Source organism: Eubacterium sp. AF17-7, assembly GCF_003461285.1.
GTDB classification, from domain to species: Bacteria; Bacillota; Clostridia; order Lachnospirales; family Lachnospiraceae; genus Eubacterium_U; species Eubacterium_U album.
On the sequence record NZ_QTWU01000011.1, the window covers coordinates 32548 to 51110 of the forward strand.

Consider the following 18563-nt stretch of genomic DNA (forward strand, 5'->3'; position numbering starts at 1 on the left):
TAATTTGCTTTAATTAGAGCCACTCATTCTGATTACTTATAAATATTGTTTATTTCTGAATACTACAAATCGGATTATTTTTTAACGGAGGATTTAAATGAATATTAACGAATTAAAATCATTATTTGGCAAAAATGAATTTGACTCACTTTTAATGGATATTTACGAGGATTCATCTTTAATTGGATACCAGAACAACAGATACATTAAGGCTTTAGATAAATTTGAAAGTCTTTTCGGTGAAGGAGAGGTCGAAATCTATAGTGCTCCAGGGAGAACTGAAGTAGGCGGTAACCATACTGACCACCAGCACGGACAGGTTCTTGCTGCATCTATTAACTTAGATGCCATTTCTATCACACAAAAAACTGATGACGGAATTATTTCTTTAGTATCTGAAGGATATGACCTTATTACAATTGATACTGCAAATACAGAACTTATTGAAGAAGAAAAAGGCACAACAGTTGCGCTTATTAAAGGTGTTGTTAATGAATTTAAAAACCGTGGATACAAAGTCGGTGGATTTAAAGCATACATTACAAGTGACGTATTAGTTGGTGCAGGTCTTTCTTCATCTGCTGCATTTGAAGCTGTTATCGGAACAATTCTTTCAGGATTGTATAATGATATGAAAATTTCTTCAGTAGAAATTGCCATTATAAGTCAGTATGCAGAAAACGTTTATTTTGGAAAACCTTGTGGATTAATGGATCAGATGGCATGCTCCGTTGGTGGATTTGTTAACATTGATTTTATTGATCCTGCTCATCCTGTTGTAAACAAAATTGATTTTGATATTACAAACGAAGGATATAGTTTATGTATTGTTGATACAAAGGGTAGCCATGCAGATTTAACTGACGATTATGCTTTGATTCCTGCTGAAATGAAAGAAGTTGCCAAAGTATTTGACAAAGAAGTTCTTGGAGACGTAAACCCTGATGAATTTTTCAGTAACATACCTAAGGCATTGGCAGGAGCTTCTTCAAGAGGAGTTCTTCGAGCATATCATTTCTTTACTGAAAATAAACGTGTATCAGTTGAAGTTAATGCTTTAATAGGAAATAATTTCCACAAATTCCTTGATACAGTTAAGGAATCCGGAAATTCATCATATAAATTTTTGCAGAATATTTATGCAAATAAGGAACCTTTAAATCAGCCTGTAAGCATCGCCCTTGCTGCCAGCGAATATATTCTCGGTGATAATGGCGTATGTCGTGTTCATGGTGGTGGATTTGCCGGAACCATTCAGGCATTTGTAAAAAACGAGGCCGTGCCTGAATATAAGAAATTTATTGAATCTATATTTGGCACAGACTCATGTCACATTTTAAAAATACGTAAATATGGAGGTATGAAGGTACAATGAGTATTTTAGTATTAGGCGGAGCCGGATATATCGGTTCTCACACGGTTTATGAACTTATTGACAGAGGTGAAGATGTTGTCGTAGTTGATAATTTACAAACAGGATTTAAAGCAGCTGTTCATCCCAAAGCAAGATTCTATGAAGGTGATATAAGAGACAAAGCTTTCTTAGATGATTTATTTACAAAAGAAAAAATTGACGGAGTTATTCATTTTGCTGCCAACTCTCAGGTTGGAGAAAGTATGAAAGTTCCTCTCAAATACTATGATAACAATTTATACGGAACAATGGTTCTTTTAGAAAGCATGGTTGAACATGGAATTGATAAAATTGTATTTTCTTCTACTGCTGCAACATATGGAGAACCTGAAAGAATTCCAATTTTAGAAAGTGACAGAACTGAACCTACAAATACATATGGTGAAACAAAGCTTTCTATGGAAAAAATGATGAAATGGACAAGTAAAGCCCACAATTTACGTTATGTAGCATTAAGGTATTTTAATGCATGCGGTGCTCATATCAGTGGAAAAATTGGAGAAGCCCATAATCCTGAAACTCATTTGATTCCACTTGTACTTCAGGTTCCACTTGGAAAACGTCCTTATATTTCTATATTTGGAAATGATTACGATACAAAAGACGGCACATGTGTACGTGATTATATTCATGTTACTGATTTGGCACAGGCACATATCCTTGCTCTTAAATATTTGGCTGAAGGAAATGACAGTGATGTATTTAATCTTGGAAATGGAATTGGATTTACGGTAAACGAAATAATTGAAAGTGCAAGAAAAGTTACAGGTTTAGACATTCCTGCTAAATACGAAGCTCGCCGTGCCGGTGATCCTTCAAAGCTTATTGCTTCAAGTGAAAAAGCTAAGACTGTTTTAGGATGGAAGCCTGAATATCCTGATGTTGAAAAAATTATTGAGACTGCATGGAAATGGCATAAATCTCATCCAAACGGATATGAAGATTAAAATTCCTACTATATGTTAACAGGCGATTTAACTGTTCTTAGCATTATATCTTAAAACTTATATTTATTCATAAATATAAAGTTTAGAAAGGTTGTTATATGTTAGATTTATATATAAAAAAATTAGTTAATTATGGAATTAACACAGGCTTAATACCTGAATGTGAAAGAATTTATTCTACTAATTTGCTCCTCGAAGTATTTGGAAAAGATGATTATACAGATTTGGCTGTTGATGACAAAGAAGAAAACCTTGGCGATATTCTCGTTGCTCTTTGTGATGAAGCCGTAAAATTAGGAATAATTGAAGACAGCGTAACTTACAGAGATTTATTTGACACAAAATTAATGAACTGCATTATGCCACGTCCTTCACAGGTTCAAGAAAATTTCTGGAAGGAATATGCTAAATCTCCTGAAGATGCCACTAAATTTTACTATGATTTTTCTCAAAACAGCAATTATATCCGTCGCGACAGAATAAAAAAAGATATAAAATGGGTTGTACCTTCTGAGTACGGAGATATTGATATAACTATCAATCTTTCAAAGCCTGAAAAAGACCCTAAAGCTATTGCTGCTGCCAAAAACAGCACAAGTGTATCATATCCTAAATGCCAGCTTTGTATGGAAAACGAAGGTTATGCAGGTCGCATTAACCACCCTGCAAGAGAAAACCACCGTATAATCCCTATAAAGATAAATGATTGTGACTGGGGATTTCAATACTCTCCTTATGTTTACTACAATGAACATTGTATTGTATTTTCAGGCACACACACACCTATGAAGATAGAAAAGGCAACATTTATCAAGTTATTCGATTTTATCAAATTAATGCCTCACTACTTCTTAGGTTCAAATGCCGACCTTCCAATTGTAGGTGGTTCAATTTTAACTCATGATCATTTTCAGGGCGGACATTATACATTCGCAATGGCAAAAGCTGATTCAATCAAGACTTTTAAAGTTAAAGATTATGAAGATGTAGATTGTTCAATTCTTCATTGGCCACTTTCAGTAATCAGATTGAAATCAAAAGACAGCAACCGATTAGTAGAATTAGGTTCTCATATTTTAAATAAATGGAGAAACTATACTGATGAGGATGCATTTATATATGCAAATACAGATGGTGAACCACACAACACAATTACACCAATTGCCCGTTTTAGGGATGGCATGTATGAGCTTGATTTGGCTTTACGAAATAATATTACTACAAAGGAACATCCTCTTGGTGTTTATCATCCTCATGAAAAGCTTCATCATATTAAGAAAGAAAATATCGGTCTTATTGAAGTAATGGGTCTTGCAGTTTTACCTTCAAGACTTAAAGGTGAAATACAAACATTAGCTGATTATATCGTAAATAAAAAAGATATACGAAGCAATGAATCTATTTCTAAGCATGCTGACTGGGTTGATGAATTTCTTCCAAAATATAATGACATTACATCTGAAAATGTTATGAACATTCTTGAATCAGAAATTGGAAAAGTATTTGTAAAAGTTCTCGAAGACGCTGGTGTTTACAAGTGTACACCTGAAGGTCTTGAAGCTTTCACAAGATTTATTGATACATTATAAAGCTTTCAAATTTTCTTTTAATATACGAGGCGCCTGCAGTTTTACTGCAGACGCCTCACCCTTTTTATAAAAACTTTAACTTTATATTCATATTATATTCTTCATCAGGTTTTAAAATTGCCGACTCAAATTTATCATTATTGATATTATCCGGTACATACTGCGGTTCAAGACAAAATGCATGTCGTCTGTTATACACTGCTCCATTTTTTCCTGATTCATCTGATACAAAATTAGCTGTATAAAGTTGTAATCCCGGTGTATCTGTATAAAGTTCCATCTTAATTCCTGACTTATCTCCGATGGCTTTTGCCGCCAGTCTTAATTCATGAGCATTTCCATTTATCATAAAATTATGGTCATATCCCGTTCCAAATTTTAACTGTTCATCTTCAACATCAATATCTCTCCCAATTGATTTCATTTCCGTAAAATCCATTGGTGTACCTTTTACGCTTCTAATCTCACCTGAAGGAATAGAATTGTTTGTGGCAAATGGAGTAAAATAATCACCATTTATCATTAATTTCTGCTCATATACTTCACCTGAATCATGGCCATTTAAATTGTAGTATGAGTGATTTGTGAAATTAGCAATTGTAGTTTTATCCGTTGTTCCTTTATAATTTAAAATCAATTCATTGTCCTCTGTAAGTATGTATGTAAGATTCACTTTTAAATTTCCCGGAAATCCCTGCTCCATATCTTTACTTAATATTTCAAATGAAATCTTATCATTTACATTCTCATCATAAATTGCTTTCCACATTTTTAGTGCTGTACAATTTGAACCACTATGAAGATTATTACCATTGTCACCATCATTGCTTTCCAAATTGTATTCAACTCCATCAATTATGCACCTTGCACCTTTGATTCTATTGGCATTTCTACCTACATTTGCTCCAAAAAAAGCTGATGCGCCCTGATACGGGTCAACATTATCATAGCCTAAAACTATATCCGTGTCTTTTCCATCTTTATCCGGCACAATTAATGAAACTAGAGTTGCACCATAATCGCATACTTTAACTTTCATTCCATTGCTATTTTCAAGAGTAAATAAATGTGTCTGTTCCCCATTTTTTGTTTTTCCAAATTCACTAATCTTCATCTGAATCTCCTTATTCTTGTAATTTTACAACAATTATGGACGCGAGGAATATTAGACTTCCTGAAAGGACGCTCGCGCTGCTTGTCGCTCGTAGCAGTTCTAAACATTCAGCACACAGACCGGCTTTGAAACCTACAGTTTCAGCCGGACTATGCGCCGAATATTTGAACCGACGGCGCCAAATGCCCTTTCATCAAGTATAATATTCCTCACTATTTAATTGCTTGTTCTTCTTTCAAATTTTCTTACATTCTTAGAGATTTCCCTACTCTTTTACTTATTTAAAATTTTAATGTTTACCATATATAATTTTCTTTTATCTTTTAAAATTTCCCTACTTCATATTTTTTACAAATTCAAGATATTCTTCTGCCGGCATAGGCTTTGCATATAAATATCCCTGAATATACGAACAACCATACTGCTTTAACTTTTCAGCCTGTTCAACTGTTTCAACACCCTCTGCAACAACTTCCATGTTAAGTTCTTTTGCCATGGCAAGAATCATTCTGATAATTGTATCTGCTCTTGCAGGATCCTGTGTTTGTGATACAAACCTCATATCCATCTTTATAATGTTAACCGGAATATCTTTTAAGGCATTAAGAGATGAATATCCACTTCCAAAATCATCCATTTCTACAATAAATCCAAACATTTGAAGTTTTTTTATTACATTTACATTTTTCTCTAAATCAAGAGTAAATGCACTTTCAGTAATTTCAAGTCTAAGCTTATTTTTATCAATTCCGTACTTTTCGATAAGATTTGTAAACACTTTATATAAATCTATAATGTAAAAATCCTTCATTGAAATATTTACTGCAATATAGTCATCTCTGCCTTCCTCTTTCCACTGTTTAAGAATCTGGCATACTTTCTCCCACACATACATATCAAGTTCTGTAATCAAGCCATTTTGTTCAAAGAACTCTATAAAATCTCCAGGTGGAATTAATCCTAATTTTCTGTGTTCCCATCTCACAAGAGCCTCTGCTCCTTTTACCAATCCATCTTCGCATCTGACCTGGGGTTGAAGATAAACTTTAAAATCTTCATTTTCTATGGCACTTGTAAGTTCTTCTTTATACATATGCTCTTTTAAAATTTTATTTCTAAGATTATCATTATAAACTGCTGCAACACAATTTCCATTATTCTTTATAGAGTCAAGCGCCATTCTTGCCCTATCACACATAGTTCCAACATCAACTTTAGAATCATAATCTACTTCATAAATTCCATATCTGATATGAACAGTACATGTGATGTTGTTATAAGTAACCTTTATATTTCTTTTCTTCTCAAGGTCTTTTATTACCAAATCACTCTTAGGACATAATGTAATAAAATTATCACTTTCCACTCTCGCATATACCCTTTTATCAGAGCACTGCGCTAAACAGTTTTCTGAAATCTGCTTAAGAATGGCATCACCCATTTTTCTTCCAAACATATCGTTTACGATTTTAAATCTTGATATGTTAAATATCATAATTGCAAATTTATCATCTGGGTATTTATTTGTTATCTCATTTACTTTTTCATAGAACCTCTTCATATTGTACAGTCCTGTAAGTTCATCATGAGTTTCCAAATATCTCATAACAGAATTAACGATTGTTATTTCCGTTATATCTTCAAATACAAAGTATTTTGCATATGCTATATTATCATTTTCACATAATTCGCCATATTTACACTGAAAATAAAGTTTCTTATCTTCATGCATAATACTTATTTTTTTGTGATAAGTTTTCTCTAACGCGGCAGGTGTATATAAATTATATGCTTTACAAAATTCCTCAAGCGAACACTTTTGTGTGCATTTATCAAATAATCTTTCCGCTTCTTTATTATAGGCAATTATGCTATCATCTGTGCCGAATACTACCATCGGCAGTTCTGATTCCTCAGCAATTTTCTGCAGTGCCCTGTTCTTAACAACTTTATGACTATATTGAAATGTTATTTCATAAACAAATGCACCTAATATACCATAAAACAATAATGATACATTCTCCCACAATCTAAGCTGAAACATTACAATATTAATGCAGGACACAATTATCATGCATGTTAATATCTGCATATATTTCACCTTATAAATACGTGGCGAATTTAATATACGGTATATGAAGCACAATATAAAAACTGCGACAAATACATATGTAATAAATATGTGTGCATCATATCCCAAATTATAAAGCCATGCAGCCACACCACTTTTATTCATCCTTACATTCTCAATTCTAATAATTGAATGTATAAACATATTTATAGTATCCACAATTGTAAATACAAACACAGCTCTTTTAATATATTTGAAGCATTCAAATGCTTTACCTAACCCTGTATATTCAAATGCATATTCTATTAATGCCAATATCATCCATGTAAAGCATGCATAAAATGGCCATATAAGAATGCTATCTATAAAATTCGAACCAATACCCTGCATTATAATTCCGAGTATTACTGCAACAAGATTACTCTCCATAAATAATGCAATGCTTTTTCCTGTCCTATTTTTATGTATTAAACTTAATTTAAGATACCTTACATCCATTACCCCCAATAAGATATATGGAATAATCATGTATTTCCCCATTCAAATTCTCCCTTTGTAAATTAATAGTTTCAATTTACTCTCACCCGTATTTATTTTACCACATTACTCTATATAAACATACACTTTTAATCTAATTCCTGTACCATATTACTTTCACTATTCTCTTCATCTCTTGCATCAATTATTTTAGCAAATATCTTTTGATATACTTTTGCATGGCAAAATCCTGATATTAATGGGAATAAAATAAATAACGCCGGAATCTTAAAAGCAAATATGAATATTGCTACATCAATTATAATAAGTAAAATTGACTGAAGAAAATGTCTTGTTGAAAATATTAATGAAATCATTAAAGTCCTCTTAACAGTATCATAAAATTTTGCGATATATGGGAATACAAAATTAATCGTCATTGTATAAATAATGAGTACTAACAAATAAAATGGTAATGCATAAAACAATTTGCTTCCTACCTTAGATGAGTTAAATACAATATAAAGACTTGTACAAACTAATCCTCCGATTGTTCCCATTATAAGCCATACAATTGTTGATATTTTAAAATTCTCCTTAAAAGCCTTAAAGAAACTTCTTACCACATATGACTCCTCACCAACAACTAATTTCATCATTACTGAGTAAAATGCTGTTGTAGATGCGCCAACTGTAATTATTGGCAAAGAACAAATTACCCACAATATTGCCAAAACCATTACATCTGCAAATCCATCTAAAAATGTCATTAATTTTCCTTCACTGTCAAATATATTTTTCACTATTTTTACCTTTGTGTATTATTACACACCTTTCGTTTTAAATTTGTCACTAATTTTAATAGTCAATCTGAATTCCCTATCAACACAATTTACATTTAATTTATTATTTCAAGTTTGCTTCCTTTCTCTTTGTCTTTCGTAACCACAATCTGCCTGTCAATTCTGGTCTTAAGTTCTGATACATGCGATATAATCCCTACAAGTCTTCCTACATCTGTAATCGAACTTAATGCCCTCATTGCACTTTCAAGCGATTCTCCATCCAATGATCCAAATCCCTCATCTACAAATAATGTATCAATCTTTATTCCTCCGGACTTAGCCTGGATTTCGTCAGACAAACCTAATGCCATCGACAAAGAAGCTTTAAATGATTCTCCACCTGAAAGAGTTTTTATATCCCTTTCACTTCCACTATAATAATCGATAACATTTAACTCTAATCCGCTCTTGCTTACCTTATTGTCAGCTTCACGCTTTCTCTTCAACTCATACTGACCTGAAGTCATATCCCTGAAATGGCTATTTGCCTTGACTATAATTCTATCAAACATTTCCATTTGGACATAGGTTTCTAAAGTAATTCTTGACTTCGAAGAAAGAGTTCCATTGCATGTATCCGCCAGACTGCCAACAACCTGCAGCTTATCTTCTACTTCCACGGCTTCATCCATACACTTCTCAATTCTTTCATTTGCAAATTTATTCATATCCAGTCGTGAATGAACTTCTTTTTCACTCTTTCCAAGTTCCTTTTCCATACTTTGAAGCTGCTTCTTTTCTTCCTTTAATTCATCCAAATCTTCAACCTTTGAATTTTTAAATTGATTTTTCAAAGCCGCTATCGCATTTTCAAGCCCGGATTTTCTTTCCTTTGCTTCTTCATAGTTATCTCTTGCCTTTTCAAATAACTTAATAAGCCTGTTTCTTTTATCCTGCAAACTGCTGATATATTCCTCTGCTTCTTTCAGACTTGAGTATTTAAGTTTAGACTGAAGTTCTTCTATTCTGATATTTGCATTTGCAATATTAGTATTTTCTTCAATTATTTTATTTGAAATTTCCACAATTTCTGTTTTTTTACTTTCAAGTTCGTTCTTTAGTTTAGGCAAATTTTCTTCAATTGTTTTCTTCTCTTCTTTAAAATCTGACAATTCTTTAGCTTTAACATTTAAGTTCTTTATATCATCGTTTAACTTCTTTGTATTTTCTTCTAAAATATTAAAGCTATTCTCATCTATGCTTTCAGCAAATTCATTTGGATTTTCATTTACTACATCATCTATTCTTTCTTTCAACGAATCGATTTCTGTAATTTTCGCCCTCAAATTACCTGAAATTTCACTTCTTTTCTCTTCCTTTTTCTGTCTAAGATTTTTAGCATTTTTCAAATCTTTCTCAGACGGAATTTCATCTTTAGCCTCAGTTATATGAGGATGACTTGTCGAACCACAAACAGGACAAGGTTCTCCCTCTTTCAGATTTTGTCCAAGCATACCAGCCTGCGCATCCATGTACTTAGCCATAAGACTTTCATAATTTTGTGATGCGTTATTATACTCATTAACGCTTTCCACATATTTTTCCTTTAAAGACTTATGCTCATCTTTGACTTCAACATATTTTTTAAACAATTTTTTCAAATTAGAATAAAGATTTATCTTATCCTCAACACTCTTAATGCTGCTCTGGCATTTTTCAAATTCAACTTCGCAGCCTTTTATTTCTTCAAGCCTTTTTTCAGAAATCAAAATACTATTTTCATTATTTTCTACATCGTCTTTAATTTTAGTTTCTTTATTTGTTAATTTTATCAAATTTACCTGTCTGTTATGTAAACTTTCAAGTTCTTTAGTAAGTTCATTGTAGCTTTCAAGTTTTTGTTTTTCTATCTCGATTTCAGTTGCAAGCTTTTCGCGTTCACTTTCCGTCTCTTTTTGCAAATTATAATCTTCTAAGAGCTTCGGCATAACTTCTAATACTTTAGCAAGTTCATTTTCATTATTTTCACTGTTTTTCATACCTGCCAAAACATTTTCTGTTTTACCAATTGTCTCATTAATTTTTTCAAGATTCTTATTAACTTCTTTTTTATTTTCTTCTAAAGTTTTTAACAAATCTTTGTCTTTATTAATAAGTTCTAAAATAAAATTATTAATATCTTCTGTCTTCCAAAATGTGTTGTCATCAATAATCTGTTTTAATTTTTCTTTATCATTTTCATCATTGCCACACTGAACACTTACAATGTAATTTTTGATTGACTTCTCAATATCCTGATACTTAAACTTAAGTTCATTCTTTTTTCTTTTTAATTTTTCCTGTAAATCAAGATATTCATTTGTATTAAATATCTTTCTTAAAATTTTACTACGTTCATCAGTTCCCGTAAGCAGAACTTTCATAAAATCTCCCTGTGCAATCATGGCAATCTGAGAGAATTGTCCTCTATCTAGTCCTATAATTTCTGTAACTGCATCATTTACATTCTTTTTATTTATAATTGGTTCTCTGTCCTTAGTAAGAAAATATAATTCTGCCTCTTCCTTCTGTACAACCAGTTTGTCCCCACGTTTTGCTTTACGCATATATTCAGGAATTCTTCTGATTTTATATTTTTCATCTCTATATTCAAATTCTAATTCAACATAGCTTTCCGTTTCATCATCAGCATATTTGCTTCTAAGAGATTTCACTTCTCTTACCTGTCCGCTTGCCTCTCCATAAAGAGCATATGAAATTGCATCAAATATAGTCGTCTTTCCGGCTCCTGTATCACCTGTAATCAAATACAATCCGCTTTCACCTAATAATGTAAAATCAACTACGGTTTTGTCTGCATAAGGTCCAAAACCACACATAACTAATTTAATTGGTCTCATGGCTTTCCTCCCTTGCTTCTCCTAAAATTTCCAACAGGTAATTCCTTTGCTTTTCTGACATTTTCCGTCCATTCTGTTTTTCAAAAAATTCCTCAAAATAATCCAATGGAGATTTAGTCTCTCCTGTTTCAACATTATCAACAACAGAATATGAACGTGTTCGCGTATTGTCATATTCCATGCTCATCAGATTTGGATAAATGCTTTTTAATTTTCCTATTGCATTCAAAATATCATCTTCATCTGTAAGCACTGCTCTGTAATAGTCTTCTTTTTTTAATTCTTTGTAAAACTCTTCACTTGTTATTTTGCTGAACTTTCCTTTAATTGTCTTTAAATCATGTAACGGCTTTACGGGAATTTCTTTAATTTCTATATTTCCTTTTTCTTTTAAATCAACAATCGTCATTGACTTATTATGTTTTTCTTCTGAGAATGAATACTTAAGCAATGTTCCTGCATAACGTGCACTTTCCCTGCCCATTTGCTGAGCTCTATGAATGTGTCCTAACGCAACATAATCAAATGCTTCATAATTTTCAACGCTAACATTATCAAGTCCGCCAACTGAAACTTCTTCTGATTCGCTTCTCATCGCACCTGTAACAAACTGGTGTGACACAATCACATTTCTCTTTGTTTCATCAATTTTTTCCTGACTTAGAACGCACTCTAATGCGTCATCATAGTCTTTAATTTCAGCCTCTTTATAAATATTTTTTACCGTTGCCGGCTTTATGAATGGCAATAAATAAACATTTATTTTGCCATAGTCATCTTCTAATTCTATTTTTTGCAAATTGCCATTATACACTCTCGACATATAAACCTTTGCCGCAGACAGTATATCTGAACCAAATCCTATTCTCTCAGCACTGTCATGATTTCCGCTTATTACAAAAATCGGCAAATTGATAGACACGAGTCTTGTCAACATTTCGTCAAATAACTTAACTGCCTCCGCAGACGGAACCGGCTTATCGTAAATATCCCCCGCCATAATAATTCCATCTATCTTTTCATTTTCTATTACATTATAAACCTGTTCAAAAACAAATTTTTGATCCTCTATCATGGAAAATCCATTTACTCTTTTCCCAATATGCAAATCCGCAAGATGTAAAAATCTCATTCACTTCTCCATTCCTATTGATAAACAACTCGAGCAGGTTATCCCACTCGAGTTGTTACATTTGCCATAATTGTGCTGTTAAATTTTTATATTTTTTCAGGCACATTCTTACTAAAATTCTGCACCAAGTGTAGCAGCCATTACAGCCTTTATTGTATGCATTCTGTTTTCAGCTTCATCAAATACTACTGAATGTTTTGATTCAAATACTTCATCTGTAACTTCCATTTCCGTAAGTCCAAATTTTTCATAAATCTGCTTGCCAATCTTTGTGTCTAAATCATGGAATGCAGGGAGACAATGCATAAATACAACATCCTTATCAGCATTGTTAATTAAATCCATTGTCACTCTGTATGGAAGTAAGTCATTGATACGTTCTTCCCATACTTCATCAGGTTCGCCCATTGAAACCCATACATCAGTATAGATTGCATTTGCATCCTTAGTTGCAACCATAGGGTCTTCAATAAATTCTAAAGTTGCTCCTGTTTCTTTAGCAACTGCCTGACATTCATCAATAAGTTCCTGTGCCGGCCAATATTTTTTTGGAGCACATGCTACAAAATGCATTCCCATTTTTGCGCATCCGACCATGAGCGAATTTCCCATGTTATAACGTGCATCGCCCATGTATACAAATTTAAGTCCTTCTAATTTTCCAAATTTTTCTTTTAATGTAAGAAAATCTGCTAAAATCTGTGTTGGATGAAATTCATTTGTAAGCCCATTCCATACAGGAACTCCTGCATACTCTGACAGCTGTTCAACAATTTCCTGCTCAAATCCTCTATATTCGATACCGTCAAACATTCTTCCTAATACTCTTGCAGTATCTTTAATGCTTTCTTTCTTACCAATCTGTGAACCTGTTGGGTCTAAATATGTAACTCCCATTCCTAAATCATGAGCTGCAACTTCAAAAGAGCATCTTGTTCTTGTACTTGTTTTTTCAAATATAATTGCTATATTCTTTCCTTTTAATACATCAACGAGCTCTCCGGCTTTCTTTTTTGCCTTTAACTGCGCTGCCAAATCAATAAATTCCCCAATCTGTTTTGGTGTAAAATCCAATAATTTTAAAAATGACTGTCCTTTAATGTTCATGTTCTCCTCCTAATGTTATGTCTTTGTATTATTTTTGTTATGTTTTTATATTGAATATTTATAATATCAGCAAGTTATTTCCTAGCAAACTTGTTTCCTAAATCAGTAAGTCTTTCTCTGACACTAACTGTCGAGCCGCTAACTCTAAGTTTTGGAAACGCTTTAACCTGTCTTTTTCCTAATTTCTGTGCTTTAAGAAGCATAGCTGCATATTTAGCTTCCATTTCTAATTTCTGTTTCTTTAATTCAACAATGCTTGTCTCATATGCACTCGCAATTTTCTCACGGCTGTTAACTGTTGCTTCTGCAATTTTTTCACGACTACTTGCTGTTGCTTCTGCAATTTTTTCCTTTCCATTTGCCGTAGCTTCTGCAATTTTTTCTCTGCTTCCAGCAGTTGCCTCCGCCAACTTCTCACGGCTGCTTGCTGTCGCTTCTGCGATTTTTTCACGGCTGCTTGCTGTCGCTTCTGCAATCTTTTCACGACTACTTGCTGTCGCCTCTGCCAGTTTTTCACGGCTTTCAGCTGTTGCTTCAATAAGTTTTTCTTTGCCTTCTTCTGTCTTTTCAGAAACTGTAATTGCTGAATTTCCAACCACATCTTTAAGTTGATCTCCAATATCTTTAAGCCCATCAGCAATCTTTTCAAGCTGTCCAAGACTCTTCTTAAATCCTACAATTTCCTTAACAGTTACAAGTATATCAATAATAAAAGCTACCGCAAATATTACTAGTAAAACATATATCACCATAGGCGGAATCTTACTTATAACACCATAAATCATTGGATGAATCATATTGACCATAATCATACTTCCAAGGCCCCACATTATACTAAACTCCAGGCAAATATAACCACCTATATTAAATCTATTTTCTGAATAATCCCACCATCTCATACGGAATATTTTATCCAAAATCCAGCCGGTAAATAATTCTAGTGCTGAACAAATTACCACACCACCTATAAATAACACAATCGCATTATCCTTAAGTGGTTCTAGTGCATATAGGATTCCAACCATCCCAACTCCATAAATCGGGCAAACAGGTCCATTCAAAAATCCTCTGTTTACTACTTTTCCCCTTGTAATTGCAACAAACGAAACTTCAACGCACCATCCAAGAAAAGCATAAATAAAAAAGAATACCAGACAATTAATAAACACATTCATCTCTTTAAACTGTATTTCCTTTCCGCTTAATTATTAAAAAATACCATTCCTTATATTAAACAACTATTTTTTTGCCTGCATTAAATAAGGAATCATCTGCCCTATTACTTAATCTCATTTTTAAGAGCATAATAATTTTCACTAATAAAAAAGATTATACTACGTATTAATATCTGTAGCAAACAAAAAAAGACTACTATTTTAGTTTTTATTTTACCTCAAACTTACTTTCAACAAGCAGCCAGTTTGCCCTAAACAATCTCATTATCTGCCAATAAGCTGCCCCCCTAAGATTGTATTCATCAATTAAATTTAATTTTGCATTTATGCTCCTTACATCTTCAAACCATACCTCATGTATTTCATTTCCGATTGTGTAATTAAAAAATGGAGTTTGTGCCACATTATCATATTGTACTGTAGCGCCATTATTAATTGCTAGTTGAATTGCCTCAACATTTCCAATTGTCTTAGCTTTAGTCACACCTTTCTCATATGGCAAAGTCCAATCATAGCCATAGTTTGGTATTCCCATATCGATTTTTGCCTCAGGAATTTGTGAAAGTGCATATTCAATTACCTGTCTGACTTTATTAATAGGCGCCACCGCCATTGGTGAACTATAAGTATAACCCCATTCGTATGTCATCAAAAGGACTGAATTTGCGGCAGCACCAAGTCCACCATAATCTTTTCCTTCATATAGCAAACCTTTCTGGTCAGATGACGTCTTTGGTGCAAGTGCCACTGACACCCAAATTCCATACTCATTCATTCGTCTTGTACATTCTGCAACAAAACTTGTGAAGGCATCTCTGTCTTCTTTATAAATATATTCAAAATCTATATCAAGCCCTGCAAAGCCCTTTTCATTCATTAAATAAATCAAATTGCCTATCAGGTTTTCAATTGCCTGCTCATTATTAACTAGAGCTGTAATCAAATTATTGCTAAATACTCCATTTTCATCAAATGGAGTAAGCGTAAGTACAGGCTTGGTATCATTTTCATAGGCTTCATTTATCATCCACTGGTCATCTAAAGCCGGAGACACAACTTCCCCTTCCTTAGTAAATCCATACGAAAAAATATATAATCCTGACAAATACGGCAAAGTTACTCTCAACACATAATTACTTATAAAAGGATACGCATAGCCATTTATTACTCTTCTTGTTCTATACTGATTTGGTCGAAATTCAACTAAAAGAGCCTGCCCAACTGCTAATTTATACGGATAAATAAGCTGATTTGCAAATATTATTTCTTCTACCGGTGTTCCAAATTTATTTGCAATGCTATCAACTGTATCCAGTGGTTCCACAACATATATCTGCATACGGTACCTCTTTCTAAATTCCACTTATACTAATTTATGTTGTTTAGTATATTTGTGTCACTTTCTACAAGGTGCAAACTGCCATTTAATTTTCTATATATTAGGTATCAACTTTTAGGAGAAATGGATATTTTATTTTGTTTCACATGTCTAAGCCCTAAAAAACAGAGGATGCGAAGTTATAAACTCGCATCCTCTGTTTTTTCGTAATACTAAAGTTATAAGATTTTCCCTATAGAAAATAATGTATTGTTAAAACTAATAATAGTTTGTAACCTAATTTATTTATATTTTATCTGATATCCGATTAACTGTCATTTAGTCTATGACATAATTTCAGTTTAACTCTATTAATTACCTTCAATTAGAATAAGATTCCGCCGTACTGAGCAATTACTGCTGCAAATACAAGTGAAACAATTGTCATTAATTTGATTAAGATATTGATTGATGGTCCTGATGTATCCTTGAATGGATCACCTACTGTATCACCAACAACTGCTGCCTTATGAGCATCGCTTCCTTTTCCGCCTGCGAAACCACCTTCGATATACTTCTTAGCGTTATCCCAAGCACCACCTGCGTTTGCCATGAAGATAGCCATCATAACACCACTTACAAGTGCACCTGCAAGCATACCACCAAGAGCTTCTACACCGAGTACGAATCCGATTAATAATGGAGCAACTACTGCCATAACACCAGGAATAATCATTTCATGTAAAGCTGCCTGTGTTGAAATACCAACACATGTCTTGTAGTCAGGTTTTTCTGTTCCTTTAAGGATTCCCGGTTTTTCTTTGAACTGACGACGAACTTCTTCAATCATCTTGTTAGCTGCCTTACCGACTGAAGACATTGTTAAAGCAGAGAACATAAATGGAAGCATGCCACCGATGAATAAACCTGCAACTACAGGAGCATCAAGGATGTTGATTCCTTCTTTTGTAATGCCTGCTGTTTCAGCAAATGAAACAAATAATGATAATGCTGTAAGAGCTGCTGAACCGATGGCAAAACCTTTACCAATTGCTGCTGTTGTGTTACCAACTGCATCTAATTTATCTGTAATATCTCTAACACTTTCATCAAGTTCTGACATTTCTGCAATACCACCTGCATTATCAGCGATTGGGCCATAAGCATCAACTGCGATTGTCATACCTGTTGTTGAAAGCATACCAACTGCTGCAAGAGCGATACCATACATTCCAGCAAAATGGAAAGCAACTAAAATACCGATTGCAACGATGATGATAGGAATAAATGTTGATTTCATACCAACTGATAAACCGCTGATAATATTTGTTGCTGAACCTGTCTGAGAGCTTTCAGCGATTTCTTTAACACTCTTATATTTTTCTGAAGTATACATTTCTGTAACTTTACCAATAATAGTACCAACGATAAGACCTGAAATAATTGCGATAAATGCATCAAATCCACCGAAAAAAACTTTGCTTAAAATTGCTGATGCAATAATTACTAAAACTGTAGCTGTATATTCACCTGCATTTAAAGCCTTCTGAGGATCAGACCCTTCTTTACCTCTAACAAAGAAAGTTGCGATTACAGAAGCAAGAATACCGATTGCTGCAATAACAAGTGGGAAAAGAGCTGTCATAAATGATGTAGCGTCTCCCAATGTTGTAACAATACCTAATGTAACTGCTGAAACTAAAGCACCAACATAACTTTCAAATAAGTCAGCACCCATACCTGCAACGTCACCTACATTGTCACCTACGTTATCAGCGATAACGGCCGGGTTTCTTGGATCATCTTCAGGAATACCTGCTTCAACTTTACCAACAAGGTCAGCACCAACGTCTGCTGCCTTTGTATAGATACCACCACCAACTCTTGCAAAAAGAGCGATTGAAGAAGCACCTAAACTAAATCCTGTAAGAATACTAACTGAATCTGAAGTAATTCCTGTTGTAGCATTAAGTACGATGAAAATAACGCTAAGACCTACAATACCAAGACCTACAACACAAAGGCCCATAACTGCACCACCTGAGAACGCAATTGAAAGAGCCTTATTCATACCACTTTCCTTAGCTGCATTTGCAGTTCTAACATTTGCCTTAGTAGCAACTGTCATTCCAAAATAACCTGCTAAAGTTGAGAAAGCTGCTCCAACTAAGAAACAAACGGCTGTAAGCCAGCTAACTCCAAAACCAATAACTATAAAAAGCACTGCCGCAAAAATAACTAAAACCTTATATTCTGAATATAAAAATGCTTTAGCACCTTCTGCAATGGCGTCTGAAATTTCTACCATTCTTTCATTTCCAGGTTTAGCTTTTCCAATAACTACTGCTTTGTATGTTGCAAAAATTAAAGCAATAATACCTGCTATTGGAGCTAAATAAACCAAATTCTCCATTTCAAATTTCCTCCTGTTTTCAATTTTTCTTTTAATAATTTTGAGGCTAATAAAGTTTATCATTTCCAGTATTTAACAAAATTAACTATATCGTATTTTTACTTGTTTTATTTAACTTATA

At 33.4% G+C, this 18563-nt stretch carries 12 protein-coding genes; 3 read left to right on the plus strand and 9 right to left on the minus strand.

Going from position 1 to position 18563, the window contains the following annotated elements; genetic code table 11:
• Nucleotides 1–97 precede the first annotated feature (97 nt).
• The 3 genes from DWW96_RS09855 to galT all read left to right on the plus strand — a co-directional run bounded on the left by DWW96_RS09855 (nt 98) and on the right by galT (nt 3950).
• Entirely contained in the window at nt 98–1375 is a 1278-nt protein-coding gene (locus tag DWW96_RS09855) for a galactokinase family protein (protein WP_117910277.1), read from the plus strand.
• Entirely contained in the window at nt 1372–2361 is a 990-nt protein-coding gene (gene galE, locus DWW96_RS09860; RefSeq protein ID WP_022088911.1) for a UDP-glucose 4-epimerase GalE, read from the plus strand. The genes DWW96_RS09855 and galE overlap by 4 nt, the downstream gene beginning before the upstream one ends.
• Nucleotides 2362–2459: 98 nt before the next feature.
• Nucleotides 2460–3950: a UDP-glucose--hexose-1-phosphate uridylyltransferase gene (gene galT, locus DWW96_RS09865; RefSeq protein WP_117910278.1), complete on the plus strand. Its 1491-nt coding sequence runs from the start codon at nt 2460–2462 to the stop codon at nt 3948–3950.
• Between the two features lie 64 nt (nt 3951–4014).
• Here galT and DWW96_RS09870 read toward each other — a convergent pair whose 3' ends face one another.
• The 9 genes from DWW96_RS09870 to DWW96_RS09910 all read right to left on the minus strand — a co-directional run bounded on the left by DWW96_RS09870 (nt 4015) and on the right by DWW96_RS09910 (nt 18442).
• On the minus strand, nt 4015–5064 hold the full coding sequence (locus tag DWW96_RS09870; RefSeq protein ID WP_117910279.1) for an aldose epimerase family protein: 1050 nt from the start codon (nt 5062–5064) through the stop codon (nt 4015–4017).
• Between the two features lie 334 nt (nt 5065–5398).
• Nucleotides 5399–7675, minus strand: coding sequence for an EAL domain-containing protein (locus DWW96_RS09875; protein WP_117910280.1), 2277 nt, complete (start codon nt 7673–7675; stop codon nt 5399–5401).
• Nucleotides 7676–7761: 86 nt separating this feature from the next.
• Entirely contained in the window at nt 7762–8415 is a 654-nt protein-coding gene (locus DWW96_RS09880; RefSeq protein WP_117910281.1) for a DUF624 domain-containing protein, read from the minus strand.
• A 95-nt stretch (nt 8416–8510) separates the two neighbouring features.
• The gene (locus tag DWW96_RS09885) at nt 8511–11297 is read right to left on the minus strand and encodes an SMC family ATPase (RefSeq protein WP_117910282.1); all 2787 of its coding nucleotides are present in this window, start codon (nt 11295–11297) and stop codon (nt 8511–8513) included.
• On the minus strand, nt 11284–12429 hold the full coding sequence (locus DWW96_RS09890; RefSeq protein WP_117910283.1) for an exonuclease SbcCD subunit D: 1146 nt from the start codon (nt 12427–12429) through the stop codon (nt 11284–11286). Before DWW96_RS09890 ends, DWW96_RS09885 begins: the two co-directional genes overlap by 14 nt.
• A gap of 111 nt (nt 12430–12540) precedes the next feature.
• Nucleotides 12541–13536, minus strand: a complete 996-nt coding sequence (gene argF / locus DWW96_RS09895) for an ornithine carbamoyltransferase (RefSeq protein WP_117910284.1) — start codon at nt 13534–13536, stop codon at nt 12541–12543.
• Nucleotides 13537–13610: 74 nt separating this feature from the next.
• Nucleotides 13611–14711, minus strand: coding sequence for a hypothetical protein (locus tag DWW96_RS09900; protein WP_117910285.1), 1101 nt, complete (start codon nt 14709–14711; stop codon nt 13611–13613).
• 208 nt (nt 14712–14919) lie between these two features.
• Nucleotides 14920–16050, minus strand: coding sequence for a glycosyl hydrolase family 18 protein (locus DWW96_RS09905; RefSeq protein ID WP_117910286.1), 1131 nt, complete (start codon nt 16048–16050; stop codon nt 14920–14922).
• A 364-nt stretch (nt 16051–16414) separates the two neighbouring features.
• Complete coding sequence (locus tag DWW96_RS09910) at nt 16415–18442, minus strand: sodium-translocating pyrophosphatase (protein ID WP_117910287.1); 2028 nt, start codon at nt 18440–18442, stop codon at nt 16415–16417.
• Nucleotides 18443–18563: the final 121 nt, after the last annotated feature.